At 54.5% G+C, this 503-nt stretch carries 1 protein-coding gene; it reads left to right on the forward strand.

Annotated features, from left to right (window positions below; all coding sequences use genetic code 11):
* On the forward strand, positions 1-503 hold a 503-nt coding region (locus CDH50_RS15060; RefSeq protein WP_198513520.1), incomplete at both ends, for a DUF5011 domain-containing protein.

The following is a 503-nucleotide window of genomic DNA, read 5'->3' on the forward strand; positions in this document are numbered from 1 at the left end:
CCTATTTGGAGACATGTCCGGCGACCTGGCCGGGAACGTGCTCCCTTTGGGATCGTACCAATTGAGCATCGCACCTTCCAACCAACCGGGACTTATCCTTAACTTCAAAATGGTGACCGCCCCTACCGTTAATCAAAAACCGACCATACAGCTCAACGGAGCTGGCGAGGTCTCCATTGGCATTGGACAGGCTTACGTGGAATTGAACGCATCGGCCTACGACCCCGAAGACGGGAACATAACAGATGGCATCGTGGTGGGCGGCAATACGGTTGACACCTCGATGGAAGGCGTATACGTGGTGACCTATAATGTTGTTGACAGTAATGGCCTTGCTGCGGATACCGCCACAAGAACCGTTACGGTTGTCGATATGCCCCCGGCCATCACATTGATTGGGGCCAATCCACAGGAACTAACGCTAGGCGAGCCATATATCGAACTCGGCGCCACGGCCAGTGATGATGTCGACGGTGACATCAGCGGCAACATAGCAACGGACG

It is taken from the genome of Confluentibacter lentus (assembly GCF_002806995.1).
In the GTDB taxonomy this organism is placed as follows: Bacteria; Bacteroidota; Bacteroidia; order Flavobacteriales; family Flavobacteriaceae; genus Confluentibacter; species Confluentibacter lentus.